Source organism: Streptomyces sp. NRRL S-244 (assembly GCF_000717915.1).
Lineage (GTDB): Bacteria > Actinomycetota > Actinomycetes > Streptomycetales > Streptomycetaceae > Streptomyces.
Window position 1 is genome coordinate 448,258 of record NZ_JOCX01000001.1, and the last position, 14,474, is coordinate 462,731.

General features: G+C 71.7%; 14 protein-coding genes. 5 read left to right on the forward strand and 9 right to left on the reverse strand.

Annotated elements, in window-relative coordinates:
* Window positions 1–12: 12 nt before the first annotated feature.
* The 4 genes from IF02_RS0102100 to IF02_RS0102115 form a co-directional block, all read right to left on the reverse strand.
* Window positions 13–498, reverse strand: coding sequence for a copper chaperone PCu(A)C (locus IF02_RS0102100; RefSeq protein ID WP_030153295.1), 486 nt, complete (start codon window positions 496–498; stop codon window positions 13–15).
* Window positions 495–1,145 carry an SCO family protein gene (locus tag IF02_RS0102105; RefSeq protein ID WP_030153296.1) on the reverse strand — a complete coding sequence of 217 codons (651 nt, stop codon included), beginning with the start codon at window positions 1,143–1,145 and terminating at the stop codon, window positions 495–497. The genes IF02_RS0102100 and IF02_RS0102105 overlap by 4 nt, the downstream gene beginning before the upstream one ends.
* Window positions 1,146–1,255: 110 nt before the next feature.
* Window positions 1,256–1,966: a YcnI family protein gene (locus IF02_RS0102110; RefSeq protein WP_030153298.1), complete on the reverse strand. Its 711-nt coding sequence runs from the start codon at window positions 1,964–1,966 to the stop codon at window positions 1,256–1,258.
* 109 nt (window positions 1,967–2,075) lie between these two features.
* Window positions 2,076–2,900: a hypothetical protein gene (locus IF02_RS0102115; protein ID WP_030153300.1), complete on the reverse strand. Its 825-nt coding sequence runs from the start codon at window positions 2,898–2,900 to the stop codon at window positions 2,076–2,078.
* Between the two features lie 219 nt (window positions 2,901–3,119).
* Here IF02_RS0102115 and IF02_RS0102120 point away from each other — a divergent pair, with 219 nt between their 5' ends.
* Window positions 3,120–3,611 (forward strand): ATP-binding protein, encoded by a 492-nt coding sequence (locus IF02_RS0102120; RefSeq protein ID WP_030153302.1) that lies wholly within the window; start codon window positions 3,120–3,122, stop codon window positions 3,609–3,611.
* Window positions 3,612–3,767: 156 nt separating this feature from the next.
* Here the strand turns inward: IF02_RS0102120 and IF02_RS0102125 are convergent, their stop codons facing one another.
* Together IF02_RS0102125 and IF02_RS32095 are read right to left on the reverse strand one after the other, a co-directional pair.
* On the reverse strand, window positions 3,768–5,234 hold the full coding sequence (locus IF02_RS0102125) for an aminopeptidase P family protein (protein ID WP_030153305.1): 1,467 nt from the start codon (window positions 5,232–5,234) through the stop codon (window positions 3,768–3,770).
* Window positions 5,235–5,339: 105 nt separating this feature from the next.
* Window positions 5,340–6,977: a PP2C family protein-serine/threonine phosphatase gene (locus tag IF02_RS32095; RefSeq protein WP_078621806.1), complete on the reverse strand. Its 1,638-nt coding sequence runs from the start codon at window positions 6,975–6,977 to the stop codon at window positions 5,340–5,342.
* Between the two features lie 408 nt (window positions 6,978–7,385).
* Here IF02_RS32095 and IF02_RS0102135 point away from each other — a divergent pair, with 408 nt between their 5' ends.
* Together IF02_RS0102135 and IF02_RS0102140 are read left to right on the forward strand one after the other, a co-directional pair.
* On the forward strand, window positions 7,386–8,084 hold the full coding sequence (locus IF02_RS0102135) for a bifunctional DNA primase/polymerase (RefSeq protein WP_030153310.1): 699 nt from the start codon (window positions 7,386–7,388) through the stop codon (window positions 8,082–8,084).
* Window positions 8,085–8,198: 114 nt separating this feature from the next.
* A complete protein-coding gene (locus IF02_RS0102140) occupies window positions 8,199–8,822 on the forward strand; it encodes a hypothetical protein (RefSeq protein ID WP_037835292.1) in 624 nt (207 codons plus the stop codon).
* A 181-nt stretch (window positions 8,823–9,003) separates the two neighbouring features.
* Here IF02_RS0102140 and IF02_RS0102145 read toward each other — a convergent pair whose 3' ends face one another.
* From IF02_RS0102145 to IF02_RS0102155, 3 genes are all read right to left on the reverse strand, one after another.
* Window positions 9,004–9,978, reverse strand: a complete 975-nt coding sequence (locus IF02_RS0102145; RefSeq protein WP_030153314.1) for a DUF5926 family protein — start codon at window positions 9,976–9,978, stop codon at window positions 9,004–9,006.
* Window positions 9,979–10,233: 255 nt separating this feature from the next.
* On the reverse strand, window positions 10,234–10,836 hold the full coding sequence (locus IF02_RS0102150; protein WP_078621807.1) for an ATP-binding protein: 603 nt from the start codon (window positions 10,834–10,836) through the stop codon (window positions 10,234–10,236).
* An 85-nt stretch (window positions 10,837–10,921) separates the two neighbouring features.
* Window positions 10,922–11,719, reverse strand: coding sequence for a glycerophosphodiester phosphodiesterase (locus IF02_RS0102155; RefSeq protein WP_030153318.1), 798 nt, complete (start codon window positions 11,717–11,719; stop codon window positions 10,922–10,924).
* A 224-nt stretch (window positions 11,720–11,943) separates the two neighbouring features.
* Here IF02_RS0102155 and IF02_RS0102160 point away from each other — a divergent pair, with 224 nt between their 5' ends.
* Both IF02_RS0102160 and IF02_RS0102165 read left to right on the forward strand, forming a co-directional pair.
* Window positions 11,944–13,443, forward strand: coding sequence for a S1C family serine protease (locus IF02_RS0102160; protein ID WP_030153320.1), 1,500 nt, complete (start codon window positions 11,944–11,946; stop codon window positions 13,441–13,443).
* A 115-nt stretch (window positions 13,444–13,558) separates the two neighbouring features.
* Window positions 13,559–14,464 carry a LysR family transcriptional regulator gene (locus IF02_RS0102165; RefSeq protein ID WP_030153322.1) on the forward strand — a complete coding sequence of 302 codons (906 nt, stop codon included), beginning with the start codon at window positions 13,559–13,561 and terminating at the stop codon, window positions 14,462–14,464.
* Window positions 14,465–14,474: the final 10 nt, after the last annotated feature.

Genomic DNA, 14,474 nt, shown 5'->3' on the forward strand with positions numbered 1-14,474 from the left:
TACCTCGGTCCGTCAGTGGGCGCTGGTGTTCTGGGCGTTGTACGTCCGCTCCTTGACGTCCAGCTCGACCTTGATGGGGTCGGCCTTCTCGAAGCGCAGCTCGACGGTGACCTTGTCGCCGACCTTCGGCAGGTTCTTCAGCCCCATGAGCATGACGTGGTTGCCGCCGCGCTCCAGCCGGAGCTCACCGTTGGCAGGCACGTCCATGGCCGCGACCTGCTGCATCTTCTGGTCCTTGGTCTCGTGGATCTGCAGATCGTCGGAGATCGGGCTGGTGACGGCCGTGAGCTTGTCGGCCGTCTTGGACTCGTTCTTGATGACCATGAACGCGCCGGCCATCTTGTCGTTCACGGGCTCCGGCATGAAGGCGCCGCTGACCGTCATCTTCGGCTTGTCCGCGCCGGCCTTGGCGTCGGAGTCCGAGGAACAGCCGGATATGGCGAGCGCTGCCGTCAGGGAGAGGGCGGCGGCGAGGGTGCGGGTGGTGCGGGCGTTCACGGGTTCTCTCCCTTGATGATCTTCGGCAGGTCCTTGGTGTAGTCGTCGACGGTGGTGCCTTCGCCGTAGAGGAGGTATCCCTCGTCGGTCTTGGGCGAGAACGCGATGACCTGGGCACCGTGCATGGAGACGACCTTGCCGTCGGCCAGCTTCTGCGGTGCCTCGATACCGATGCCGAGCTTGCGCGCGGCGGCCTGGATGGTGGCGAAGTCCCCGGTCAGTCCGGTGAAGGACGGGTCCTGGGCCTTGAGCCACGCGCCGAGGGAGTCGGGAGTGTCCCGTTCGGGGTCGGTGGTGACGAACACGACCTGGAGCTTGTCCTGGTCGGCCTTCGGCAGTGCCTTCTTGGCGACGGCGATGTTGCTCATCGTCAGGGGGCACACGTCGGGGCAGTTGGTGTAGCCGAAATAGATGAGCGTCGGCTTGCCCTTGGTCTGCTCGCGCAGGTTCCACGGCTTGCCGGTGGTGTCCGTCAGGACCAGCTCCGGCTTGTCGAAGGGGCGGTCGAGGACCGTGGCCTTGCCGGCCTTGGACTGGCCGGTGAGCGAGGTGACCGATTCGGTCTTGGCGGTCTCACCGCCGCAGGCGGTGAGGGTGAGCGCGGCCGCCACCGCGATGGCGGCGACCGTCACACGAGTGGTGCGCATGGAGAGATGTCCCTGGGATCGGGGATGTGGTGCGGGCGGGCCGGGCCTCGAAGGAGGGCCGGCTGCGCGCACGTTCTGGATACGGGGATACGGCCTGCGGCCGCGCCGGGTCAGGAGGCGCGGCGGCGCGAGGCGACACCGAAGGCGATACCGCCGAGGCCGACGACGATGCCCGCGATGCCGAGGGCCCGCGCGGTCGTGTCGGTGGTGCTCTTGGCGGCCTCGTCGTGGCCCTTGTCGTCCTTCGCCGCGGCGGCGGACTTGTCGTCGTCGTGGTGGTCGTCGGCGGCCTTGGCCGCGGTCAGCTTCAGGACGGGGGCCGGGTTCTGCGGCTCGGCCGCGCCCGCCTTGGTCTCCTCGATCCAGCGGACGACCTCGTTGTTGTCGTACGTCTGGATCGCCTTGAAGACCATCTGGTCGGCGTTGTCGGGCAGCTTGCCGACGGAGACCGGGAACTGCTGGAACTTACCGGGCTCGATCTTGCCGCCGCTCCAGGTCACCTTGGTGACGACCTCGTTGACCTGCTTGCCGTGCACGGTCAGCGGCTTGTCGAGCTTGGTCTTCTCGACGTTGGACGTCCACCCGGGGATCTCCTGCGGCATGACGGACGTCAGCGGCTGGTCGACGGGGAAGTTGACTTCCAGCTGCGTGGTCGAGGCGTTGTCCCGCTCGTTCGGAACCTTGAAGTTGAGCGTCGCGTAACCACCCTTGGCGGCTTCGCCGACGGGCTGCACGCCGACGTGCGCGAAGGCGGTGCCGGACAGGACGAGGACGGCGCCGGCGGCAACGGCGGCGGCGAAGGAGACGCGAGAGGTCTTCATGGCAGAAACACTCCACAGAGGCAGGGGTGACGGTGGTTCCGCGCACGGGTGCGCGCGGAGTTCGCGGCACCGGTGCTTCCGCCGGGTGCTCCGGGGAGGGGGTGCCGCGTCAGGCTGCGAGGGCGAGCGCCGTGCGGGGCGGCCCGCGCCTGATCACCGTGTGCTGGAGTGCGTCCCGGCCGGTGTGCGCGGCGGGTTCGGCAGCGGTACGGACGACCCGCGGGGCACCGGCGGGCGTGCCCGCGAGCCCGGCGCCGAGGGCCCGTACGAAGGCCAGCGCGGCGCGCAGCGGACGTACCGGATCGGCTTCGGCGGAGCTGCGGGACAGCTCCACGAGCCGGAACAGGGCGGCGTCGCCGCGCCCCAGCAGCCAGCCCGCGGCCAGCGCGGCCAGCAGGTGGCCGACGAGCATGCCGGTGCTGAACAGGCCGGTGGCGGGCGCCGCCACGGCCTGTGCGAGGTGCGCGTGGCCGGCATGGACCGGCGCCGCCCCCTGCGCCGCGGCCTGTGCGGCCAGGGCGGCCGGGTCCAGTCCGGCGGTCTCCAGGATCTGCCGGGCGTCGGCCGGGCTGAGCGGGACGGAGTTGCCCCCGCAGACCAGCCGGGCGGCGAGCGCCGCGAGCGAGGTGTCCGCGGGGACGGGTGCCTGGGCCGCGGCGGCGCTGTGCTGGCCGAGGCCGAACACCGCGTGCAGCCCGAGCTGTCCGAAGGCGAGCCCGGCGGCGATGCCGGGCAGCGAGCGCCGGCGGCCCGCCAGCGGGGCGGCGACCGCGAACACGGAGAGGAAGGCGATGACGAGGGCCCACCAGGGCACCGTGGCGCAGGACGCCAGGGCGTGCCCGGCCGCGGACAGCACGACGCAGACCGCGGTGAACACCGCGGCCCGGATCAGCCGGAGTCCGGCTCCGGCGGGCGTCGCGTGGGGGACAGTCATGGCCGGGCCATCATCGCACTGCCCTCACACCGTCCATACGGCAGGTCCGGAAGGTCGTGAGTGCCCCTGTACGAGGGCTTCACCTCGGCTGTCCCGGCCGGGGCGCAGGCCCCCACGCCGCCGCATACACCGCTGCTTCGGAGTGCCGCATCGGCCGAATGAGGGCTGTGGCGGCCGCCAGGCGCTTACGCCCCGCCGCGGGCGGCAATACGTAACCGTATGAGCATCTGGTGGTCTCTCCACTTGAGGCGCGAAGCCGCGAGCGTGCCGCTCGCCAGGCGGTTGCTGCTGGGGACGATGGAGACCGCGGGGGTGGATCCGGACATCTCCTTCGATCTCTCGGTGGCACTGAGCGAGGCCTGCGCGAACGCGGTGGAGCACGGCGGTCCGGCGGCCGAAGCCGGTGCCGGCACGGAATCCGTCCCGGAGGCGTGCGCGGCGTACCGCGTCACGGCGTACCTGGACGGGGACTGCTGCCGCATCGAGGTGACCGATTCGGGCCCGGGTTTCCCGGCGGCGACGGTCTCGGGGCGCAGACCCCCGCCGGCCGGCCCCTCCGAACCCTCGGAGAGCGAGCACGGCCGGGGCCTTTGGCTGATCGCGGAGCTCGCCGACCACGTCAGATTCCGCAACCGGCCGGGCCAGGGCGCGGTGGTCAGCTTCGACAAGATCCTGAAATGGCGTGAGGGAGCGCTGCTGAAGGTGTCGTAGCGGCGCAAGGGCTCCCGGATACGCCGATGGACGGGACTCGCGTACGAGATCCCGCCCATCGGAGGCGAACTCAGGGCCGGCCGGAAAGCCGGCCGAAGGGCCAGCCGCAAAGCCGGCCGAAAGCCGGCCGAAAGCCGGCCGAAGGACCGGCAGGCCTCAGCCCTTGAGGCGCGCCATCCACGCCTCGACATCGGCCGACGCACGGGGCAGCCCGGCCGACAGGTTCCGGTTGCCGTCCTCGGTGACCAGGATGTCGTCCTCGATCCGGACGCCGATGCCCCGGTACTCCTCGGGCACGGTCAGGTCGTCGGCCTGGAAGTACAGACCGGGCTCGACGGTGAGGCACATGCCCGGCTCCAGCGTGCCGTCGACGTACGCCTCCGTGCGCGCGGCGGCGCAGTCGTGGACGTCCATGCCGAGCATGTGGCCGGTGCCGTGCAGGGTCCAGCGGCGCTGCAGGCCGAGCTCCAGGACGCGCTCGACCGGGCCCTCCAGCAGGCCCCACTCCACGAGCTTCTCGGCGAGCACGTGCTGCGAGGCGTCGTGGAAGTCGCGGAACTTGGCGCCCGGCTTGACGGCGGCGATGCCGGCTTCCTGGGACTCGTACACCGCGTCGTAGATCTTGCGCTGGATGTCGGTGTACGCGCCGTTGATCGGCAGAGTGCGCGTGACGTCGGCGGTGTAGAGGGAGTGGGTCTCCACACCGGCGTCGAGCAGCAGCAGGTCGCCCGAGCGGACGTCGCCGTCGTTGCGGACCCAGTGCAGGGTGCAGGCGTGCGGGCCGGCGGCGCAGATCGAGCCGTAGCCGACGTCGTTGCCCTCGACGCGGGCGCGCAGGAAGAAGGTGCCCTCGATGTAGCGCTCGGACGTGGCCTCGGCCTTGTCCAGGACCTTCACGACGTCCTCGAAGCCGCGGACGGTGGAGTCGACGGCCTTCTGGAGCTCGCCGATCTCGAAGGCGTCCTTCACGGCGCGGGCCTCGGAGAGGTAGACGCGCAGCTCCTCGTCGCGCTCCTTGGTGACCTTGTCGGTCAGGGCCGTCTCGATGAGGGAGTCGTGGCCGCGGACGTTGCGGACCGGGCCCTCGGCCTCGGCCAGCTCGTCGGCGAGCTTGCGCACGTCCTTGGCCGGGATGCCCAGCAGCTGCTCGGCCTCGGCGAGGGAGTGGCGGCGGCCGACCCACAGCTCGCCCTGGCCGGACAGCCAGAACTCGCCGTTCTCGCGGTCGGAGCGGGGCAGCAGGTAGACGGTGGCGGTGTGGCCGGTCTCGCCCGAGGGCTCGAGGACCAGCACGCCGTTCTCGGTCTGGTCACCGGTCAGGTACGCGTACTCGGTCGAGGCGCGGAAGGGGTACTCCGTGTCGTTCGAGCGCGTCTTGAGGCGGCCCGCGGGCACGACCAGGCGCTCGCCGGGGAAGCGTGCGGACAGCGCGGCGCGGCGGGCGGCGGTGTGCGCGGCCTGGGCGATCGGCTCCAGCCCGTGCAGCTCGGTGTCGGCCCAGCCCGTGCGCATGTTCTCCGCGAGTTCGTCGCTGACGCCCGGGTACAGCCCGTTCTTGCGCTGCTTGTGCTTCTTCTGGGGCTGCTCTTCTTCCGGGGTCTCCGGGGTGAGCTCGTCAGCCACGTCTTCTCCTCAGCTACGACACGTACGACAGCTACTACAGGACCGGGTACGGACCGCATCCATCGTATGTGCGAGGGGAAGACGCCCGGCGGCGGGTGTGATGAATCAGTCAAAACGGGCAGCAAGCAGGACGATGTCCTCCACTCCGTCCTCCGTGGCGGCCATCGCGGCGGTGGTGGCGGACGCGGCGGAAGCCGCCGGGACCGGGGCCGAGCCGACCGCCGCGACGGCAGGGTCGTCCGGGGGCAGCACCGTCCGCAGGATGTGGTCGCAGATGGCCGCCGGATCGTCCCGGATGCCCCGGGGCAACCCCGCGGCGGCGGCGTGCAGCCGTGCGTAGGCCCGGTCCATGGGGTCGCCGGTACGCCGCAGCAGCCCGTCGGTGTACAGCAGCACCGTTTCTCCAGATGCGGGTTCGATCTCCACGCTCGGCGCCTCCCAGCACGACAGCATCCCGAGCGGCGCGGAGAGCGTGGTCTCCACGTACTCCGTGCGGTGCTCGCCGATGAGCAGCGGCGGGGTGTGACCGGCCCCAGCCAGGATGATCTTCCTCCCCTGGCTGCCCGCGTGCGGGGTCCCGGCGGGTTCGCAGTACGCGAAGAGCGCCGTCGCGCAGCGCGCGGGCTCGGTCAGGCGCAGCAGCAGCTCCAGGTCGGACAGGACCGCCACGGGGTCCTCCCCCTCCATGACGGCGTACGCGCGCAGCGATGCCCGCAGCCGTCCCATCGCGGCGACGGCGCTGGGCCCCGCGCCCGAGACGGAGCCGACGGCCAGCCCCAGGGCGCCCTCGGGCAGCGGCAGCGCGTCGTACCAATCGCCGCCGCCGCGCGGTCCGGTGTGGTGGCGGGCCGCGAGCTGGACCCCGGGGATCCGGGGGAGCCGGCTGGGCAGCAGCTCCTCGGCGACCGTGGCCAGGCGGCTGCGGGATCGTTCCACCTCCAGCATCCGCGCCAGGTGTTCGGCGGCGTGCCGGACGTAGAGCCCCGCGAGATCGCGCTGGCGTTCGCTCGGCTCGGCCTGCTCGTCGTAGAGCCAGACGGCCGCACCGAGCCGGCCGGTGGCCTCGGCGGTCAGCGGCAGCGCGTAGCTCGCGGCGTAGCCGAGCCGGGCGGCGACCTCGCGGTGGCGGGGGTCGACCGGGGTGCCGTACCCGCTCGAGCCGGGGGCGGCGTCGGGTTCGGGGAGCACCTCGGAGCCGCCCCGGGCGTCGGGGAGTCCGTCGAGGATCCGGCCGTACGAGGTCGCGGCGCGCGGGACGGTCTCGATGTGCCCGAGGTCCGCGCGGCCGAGACCGAGGCCGATCGTGGTCGTCGGGCCGAGTCCGTCGGAGGGCTCCAGGACGATCAGACCGCGGCGGGCGCCGACGAGGGCGGCTCCGGCGCGCAGGAACTCCTGGAGGGAGGAGTCGAGGTCACTGGCGCGGGCGAGGCGCTCGGTGAGCTCGTGGAGGGTGGTCAGGTCGGAGACCATGCCCGCCAGCCGGTCCTGGATCAGCGTGCTCGGTCCGGGGACCGCTGCCGCAGCCTGTGCGGGGGCGGTTCGGGCGGGCGTGGGCGCCGCAGTCTGCGGGACCGCGGTAACTGCCGGATCGATTCCAGCCACTTTCGGCAGATGCGGGGCGCTCATGGCGTCCGCCTTTCCACCTGGTGCGATTCGCCATATAGCATCGCAAACCCCCAGATCGTGCTGCGCCGCCATCAATGAATCCACATCTACACGCACACGAGGATCGATGTCCAGCATTGCCCAGGTGGGAATCCTGGTGTCCGTGGGACGGCAACTCACTGTCCAGCCAAGGCTAGAACTTGGCTGGAAAAAGCTGGAAGCGGACGGTTTTTGCGATCGACTGGTCGGGCGCCGGAGTGGCTCCGGGTACCTAATCGGTGGTGCCCGGGGAGAGTTGGCGCAGCCCGGCGGTCGCCGGGAACCGCCCGGCACGGTCCGTCGTCCTTAGCGGCGGCAGCCGGTCTCGGCATCGGCGCGGGTCGCGTTCCGCCCCCGCCGGACGTTTCATGGACCCGTAAGAAAACTGCACGAACCGTGTGAACCTGCTTCAAGGCGGACAGTGACGCGAAACGTGTACGTGTGGTGAAACACCGGTTACATGGTGTGATGTGGCCCTCGGCGTTCAACGGAAAGGAACGAGCGCTCATGCGCGAGATCCTCGGAAGGCGTCTCCAGCGGCTCCGCAATCGCTTGAAAACCCTCCGCCCCGCCCCCGGGCAGAGCGGTGATCCGGCCCTCCTCGACGCGGCGCTCACCTGCGCCACCGCCTGGCAGTGGCCGGTGCTGCCCGGCGTCGGCCGTTCCGGCGCCGACAGCAACCGGTGCGCCTGCCCCGACCCCGACTGCGTCGTTCCCGGCGCGCACCCCTTCGACCCCGGGCTGCTCGCGGCCACCACCGACCCCCGGATGGTGTCCTGGTGGTGGACCAACCGGCCCACCGCTCCCGTACTGCTGGCCACCGGCGGGTCCGCGCCCTGTGCCGTGAGCCTGCCGGCCAACGCGGCCGCGCGGGCCGTCGTACGGCTGGACGCGCAGGGCATGCGGCTCGGCCCGATCGTGGCCACGCCCACCCGTTGGGCGCTGCTGGTCGCGCCGTACTCGCTGGAGCGGCTCGGCGAACTCCTGTACGCCAAGGACCACGTGCCCTCCGCGCTGCGCTTCCACGGCGAGGGCGGCTACCTGTTGCTCCCGCCCTCCCCCGCCTCCGGCGGCGGGCAGGTGCGGTGGGAGCGCGATCCCGCGGACGCCGGCGGCCTGTGGCTGCCGGAGGTCGAGGCCGTCGTGCACGCGCTGGTCGAGGCGAGCAGCGGGGCCTCCGGCGGCGGCAGCCGGCTCGCGTACTGATCCGGTGCTCCGGGCACCCGCCGATCACTCGTACGGGTGTCAGCGCGACGAGTTTCCAAGGGAATTGGGCGCGGGGATCTCCGCGCCCCATTCCCGGATCGCTATCTTCGCCGAATGAATCTCCGCTTGATCGGTATCAGCGCCGGTGTGCTGATCATCTTGTCGCTCCCGCTGGCGGGAGCGATCGCCGGACCGGATTTCGCCGGTCAGGACGACGGAAAAGGCGGCGGGCTGCTCTCGTCGCTCGGACTGGGCGGTCCGGAGGGCGGATCGCGTACGTCGTCACCTGGCGCGGGGTCCGCACGGCAGGCCGGGCCGCCGCGAGCCGGGCAGCCGCAGGCGGGGCAGCCGCATGCGCGGCAGCCGCAGCCGGGCCCGCCCGAGCAGTCCCGTACGGATTCCCGGTGCGGCCCCGAACTCTCTTCCCCGCAAGGCCTGGAGGCGCAGACCTGCGTCCTGGCGGGCGATGGCCGGACGTGGGGCCGCAGCTACTACCGCAACACCAGCGGGCGCGCACTTGACGCCGTTCTGACGGTGATGGGGCCCGCGGGGCGCACGGTGCAGATCCGCTGCGCGGTCGGGGCCGGCGACGAGCCGGGACTGTGCGAGACGCCGCGTGAGGACTCGGCGGGGGCGCCGGACGCCTACTCGGCAGTTGCGGAGTTTGCAGTTCCGGATGATGAAGGCCAGCTGCTGCTGCGGTCCGGGAGCAACTCACCGGCACCGGCCGACGGTTGACCGACGGCGGAAAAGGAAGGGCCCGGTCGCTGGCGACGGGGGATGCACCAGCGACCGGGCTACAAGAACGGTAACAAGAGATCGCCTGTTCGCAAATTCGATCTCTGATATTCAGACACCGATTTGCAGGCGATTAGCGGGAGTTGTGACCCCAGTCACCGGTCCTGCGGGTGCTCGGCGGTCAGCTGAGCGTGACCTGGCGGTTGGTCAGTCCGCCGCGCGCCCGGCGCTCCTCCGCGGTCAGCGGGGCGTCCGCGGCCAGGGCCGTGGCCAGCCGCTCCGCGAACTCCGCCGCGGGCTTCTCCACGTCGTCGGCGGTCACTCCGGTGGGCAGGTCCCAGACGGGGACCATCAGACCGTGCGCCCGGAACGAACCGACCAGTCGGGTGCCTTCGCCGAGCGAGGAGGTGCCCGCGGCGTGCAGCCGCGCGAGCGCGTCGAGCAGCTTCTCCTCGGGGTGCGGCATGACCCAGCGCAGGTGGTTCTTGTCCGGGGTCTCGCACCAGTAGGCCGCGTCCACGCCGGCCAGCTTGACGGTCGGGATGGCGGCGGCGTTGGCCCGCTCGAGGGAGGCCGCGATCTCCGGAGAGGCGTTCTGGGCGCTCTCCGCATCCGGAATCCAGAATTCGAAGCCGCTGTGCACAACCGGCTCGAAAACGCCGTCCGTGTCCAAGAGATCCTGAAGTCGCGGACCCTCGGCGGGAACGCGGCGGGCAGCGACCGGGGTGCCCGGTTCCGCGACGAGCGCGCGCTCCAGGGTGTCGGCCATGTCCCGGGCGAGGTCCCCGGTGGTCGAGTCGTTCTGGAGGCCGAGCAGGACGGACCCGTCCTCGCGGCGCAGCGCCGGCCAGGCCATCGGCAGTACGGTCACGAGCGTGACGGACGGGACGCCCTCGGGCAGGCCGCCCTTGAGCGTGAGCGGGATGGTCGCCGCGGGCACGAGCTCGCGCAGCGCCACCCAGTCGCACTCGCCGGGCAGGCCCTCGAAGGGGCGCGCCACGTGCTCGGTGACGGCGTGTGCGGCGGCTGCGCCGTGGCAGGCCTTGTAACGGCGCCCGGATCCGCAGGGGCAGGGCTCGCGTGCGCCCACCACCGGGATCTCCCCGTTCTTGAGCTGCGGCTTTGCAGTCTTCGCTGCGGGGCGCTTCTTGGCCATCGTGGGTGTCTCCCGGTTGCGGCGGTACGGCGTTGTGTCTGGGCGCGAGCCTAGCCGTTCGTACCGCCGCAACCGGGAGGGTGCGGCCGGGAGCACGGTCGGCGTGCGCTCCCGGCGGCCGCTCGTTCGGATGGCCGGTGTTGCGGTCGGGGATCCGGGTCAGGGATCCGGGTCGTCATCCGGGTTGTCATCCAGGTCGGGATCCTGGTCGGGATCCGGGTCGTGATGGGTCAGGGATCCGGGTCGAGGATCCGGTCACGGATGAAGGTCGTCGAAGGCCGTGGTGAAGTCGATCGCCGGGGGCGCAACGCGCGTAGCGAAATCCTCGTGCCGGGCCCCGCACGCAACCGTCACCCATACGGTGACCTCGCCTGCCGCTCCGTCCCGGACACCCCAGTCCTGGGCGAGGGCGCTGATGATGTTCAGCCCCCGGCCGCCGCGCGCGGTGACCGAGGGCGTGGCCGGAACCGGGCGGGTGGGACCGCCCCCGTCCGTGACCTCGACCGTCAGCCGCCCCGCCTTGTCGATGCGCCACGCGGCGCGTATCTCCCCGTCCCCGATCTCTCCGGCGCCCAGTGGTCTGCCGTGCCGGCAGGCGTTGCTGAGCAGTTCGGAAAGGATCAGTACGGCGTCGTCCACGACCGATTCGGACACCCCGCTCATACGCAATTGCTCACGCATGCGGCGTCTCGCCTCGCCCACGCCCGCAGGACCATGGCATACGTCCATGCGCGAAGACGTGGGCACCTCCTGTGCCACCACCAACGCCACCCCCGGAACCTCCTTAGCCCCACGCCATGGTCTGGATGCCCCAATGGCCTGGACCGGAAACCGACCAGGCGGAGGCCTCTGACGCATTCATCTCGAACGATTGCGGAGCGGATGCGCCGGTGCACACCCTGTCACGTGCGTGACGTGCGGGACGGGTGGGCAAAAGGGGACGTCAGCGCCCGAGCTGTGACAGAACCTGTCGTGGTCTGTTCGTGATGATTGCTTCCACACCCAGATCAGCGCAGAGCTGAACGTCTTCCGGTTCGTTCACGGTCCATACGTGTACGGAGTGGCCCGCGCTCTGGAGCTTGCGGATGAACCCGGGGTGGTTGCGCACGATGCGCATCCCGGGACCCGCGATCCGCACCCCGGCCGGCAGCCGCCCGTCGCGCATCCGGGGCGAGATGAACTGCATCAGGTACACGGTCGGGATCGACGGCGCGGAGGCCCGCACCCGGTGCAGGGAGCGCGCGGAGAAGCTCATGACCCGGACCGGGTGCGGACCCTCGGGGGCTGGCGCGTCCAGCCCGAACCGCTTGAGGAGGAAGAGGAGGCGCTCCTCCACCTGTCCGGCCCAGCGGGTCGGATGCTTCGTCTCGATGGCGAGCTGCACCGGCCGGCCGGCGTCCGAGACCAGCTCCAGGAGCCGCTCCAGGGTGAGCACGGAGGTGCGCTCGGGGTCGGCGTCCCAGTCCGGGGACTCCTCGCGGTCCTTCCAGGAGCCGAAGTCGAGCGCGGCGAGGTCGGCCAGTTCGAGGGCGGAAACGGCGCCGCGGCCGTTGGAGGTGCGGTTGACCCGGCGGTCGTGGACCAGCACCAGATGGCCGTCCGCGGTGAGCCGGACATCGCATTCGAGGGCGTCGGCGCCGTACTCGATGGCCTTGCGGTAGGCGGCCAGGGTGTGCTCGGGGGCATCCTCCGAGGCGCCGCGGTGGGCGACGACCTGGATGGGCGGCAGTGCGTGGGTCACCGGGTCATGGTGCCACCGAGAAGGCCCCGGGTGTCGGGCTCCGGCGTGCGGATGCGCCCGGAATGCCCGATATAAAGAATGGGGGAGACGCACAGGTCCGGCTTACAGTGCTCTGACGGGTCATGGGGAAGGCTTTTCCCAGGAACTTGTGCGGCACGTCGAACGTTCAGTCGGGCCGAATCGCCAGTTTTTCTGAAGCCGTGTGTGACGAGGAGAAGAGCGCTGTGAGCACCGAGAACGAGGGCACCGCGGCCCCGACGCCCCCCGCGGCCCCGTCCACACCCCCGGTGGCCGCTCCTGCCCCCGAGGCGCCTGCACCCGCACCGGCCGCGGCGGCCCCGGCGGCGGAGCCGGTCACCCAGCAGCTCCCGCCGACGCCCGCACCCGGCACGGAGCCGACCCAGCAGATCCCGCCCACCCCGGCCCCCGCACCGGCCCCGGCCTACGCCCAGGCTCCCGCGCCGCAGGCCCCGGCCCCGGCCGCTCACGGCGCCGCGGGCTGGCCGCCCGCGCCGCCCGCGGTCCCGGCGTACGGCTCGGGCGGTGGCCACGACGGCGGCGGCTGGGGCGCGCCCCTGACCACCGACGGCTTCCCGCCCGCCAAGCCGAAGGGCAGGGGCGGCATGATCGCCGCCGTGCTCGTGGCGGCGCTCCTCGCGGGCGGCGTCGGCGGAGGCATCGGCTTCTGGGCCGCCGAGCGCAGCGAGAACGGCGTCGGCTCGACCACGGTCACCGCGGGCAACACCCCCAAGGACCTCAAGCGGGAGGCCGGCTCGATCGCGGGCCTGGCCGCCGGCGCGCTGCCCAGCGTCGTCACCATCGAGGCCTCGGCCGGCGACGGCGAGGGCGGCACCGGCACCGGCTTCGTCTACGACCAGCAGGGCCACATCCTCACCAACAACCACGTGGTGGCCTCCGCCGCGAACGGCGGCAAGCTGTCCGCGACCTTCTCCGACGGCAAGAAGTACGAGGCCGAGGTCGTCGGCCGGGCCCAGGGCTACGACGTGGCCGTGCTCAAGCTGAAGAACCCGCCGTCCGGCCTCAAGCCGCTGCCGCTCGGCGACTCCGACAAGGTCGCGGTCGGCGACTCGACCATCGCGATCGGCGCCCCCTTCGGCCTGTCCAACACGGTCACCACCGGCATCGTCAGCGCCAAGAACCGCCCGGTGGCCTCCGGCGACGCCTCCGGCGGCAAGAACTCGTACATGAGCGCGCTCCAGACGGACGCCTCGATCAACCCCGGCAACTCCGGCGGCCCGCTGCTCGACGGGCACGGCGCGGTCATCGGCATCAACTCCGCCATCCAGTCGGCCGGCAACGGCGGCTTCGGCGGCGGCCAGGCCGGATCCATCGGCCTCGGCTTCGCCATCCCGGTCAACCAGGCGAAGAACGTCGCCGAGTCGCTGATCAAGACCGGCAAGCCGGTCTACCCGATCATCTCGGTCTCCGTGGACCTCCAGTCCAAGACCGACGGCGCCAAGATCTCCGAGCAGGGCGCGCCCGCCAACGACCTGGTCGACCCCAACGGTCCGGCCGGCAAGGCGGGCCTCAAGCCCGGCGACATCATCACCCGGTTCGGCGACAAGCCGATCGACAGCGGCCCGACCCTCATCAGCGAGATCTGGACGCACAAGCCGGGCGACGTGGTGAAGCTGACCTACCTGCGCGACGGCAAGCCGAACACCGTCGACATCACCCTCGGCTCGCGGGTCGGCGACAAGTAACGACGGCCGACGGCTGCCCCGGTACGCGAGGGACCGGGACCGCTGGCTTGATGGGGAGGGGCCGTGGGCGCGAATACGCCTACGGCCCCTCCCAACGTCCGCTTATGCTTCCCTTGTGTTCGATTCGCGGCACATACGCACTTTCCACGAGGTGGTCGCCTCCGGGTCCTACTCGGCGGCCGCTCGTGCTCTGGGGTACACCCAGCCCGCGATCACCCAGCAGATGAAGGCGCTCGAACGCGCCGTCGGCACCCCGCTCTTCACCCGGGTCGGCCGCAAGATGCAGCTCACCGAGGCCGGCGAGTCCATGGCCCGGCACGCCGAGTCCATCCTCGGCAGTCTCTCCGCCGCCGAGGTGCAGCTCAAGGCGTACGCGCGCCTGCGCACCGGGCGGGTCCGGCTCTGCGGCTTCCCCAGCGCCAACGTCACCCTGGTCCCCGAGGCCCTGAGTGACCTGGCCAAGGACCATCCGGGCATCCAGGTCGAGCTGTTGGAGGGTGAGCCCCCGGAGTCGCTGCGCCGACTGGAGCGCGGGGAGTGCGACATCACCCTGGCCTTCACCTATCCCGGGCTCCACGAGGAGGTCCCGGAGGAGGTCGCCGAGGTGCGGCTGCTGGAGGACCAGCTGACCGTGCTGCTCCCGACCGGGCACCCGCTGGCCCGGCGGCGGGCCGTGCACCTGGCCGACCTCGCGGAGGAGCGGTGGATCGCCGGCTGCCCGCGCTGCCGGGCGAACCTGCTGCACGAGTGCGCCGAGCTGGGCTTCGTGCCCGACATCCGGTTCGCCACGGACGACAACCTGGTCGTGCAGAGCATGGTCGGACAAGGGCTCGGCGTGGCGATGATGCCCGCGCTCGTGCTGCCCTCCCTCTCCCTGAGCAAGGTGTGCGGAAGGCCGCTCCAGCCCGCCGCCCGCCGGCACATCGCCGCGTACGTCTACCGCGACCATCTGCGCATCCCGGCGACCTCCGCGGTCCTCAACGCGCTCAAGCACGTGGCTTCGAACCGCGTCGGCTGCTGACCGCCGGGTG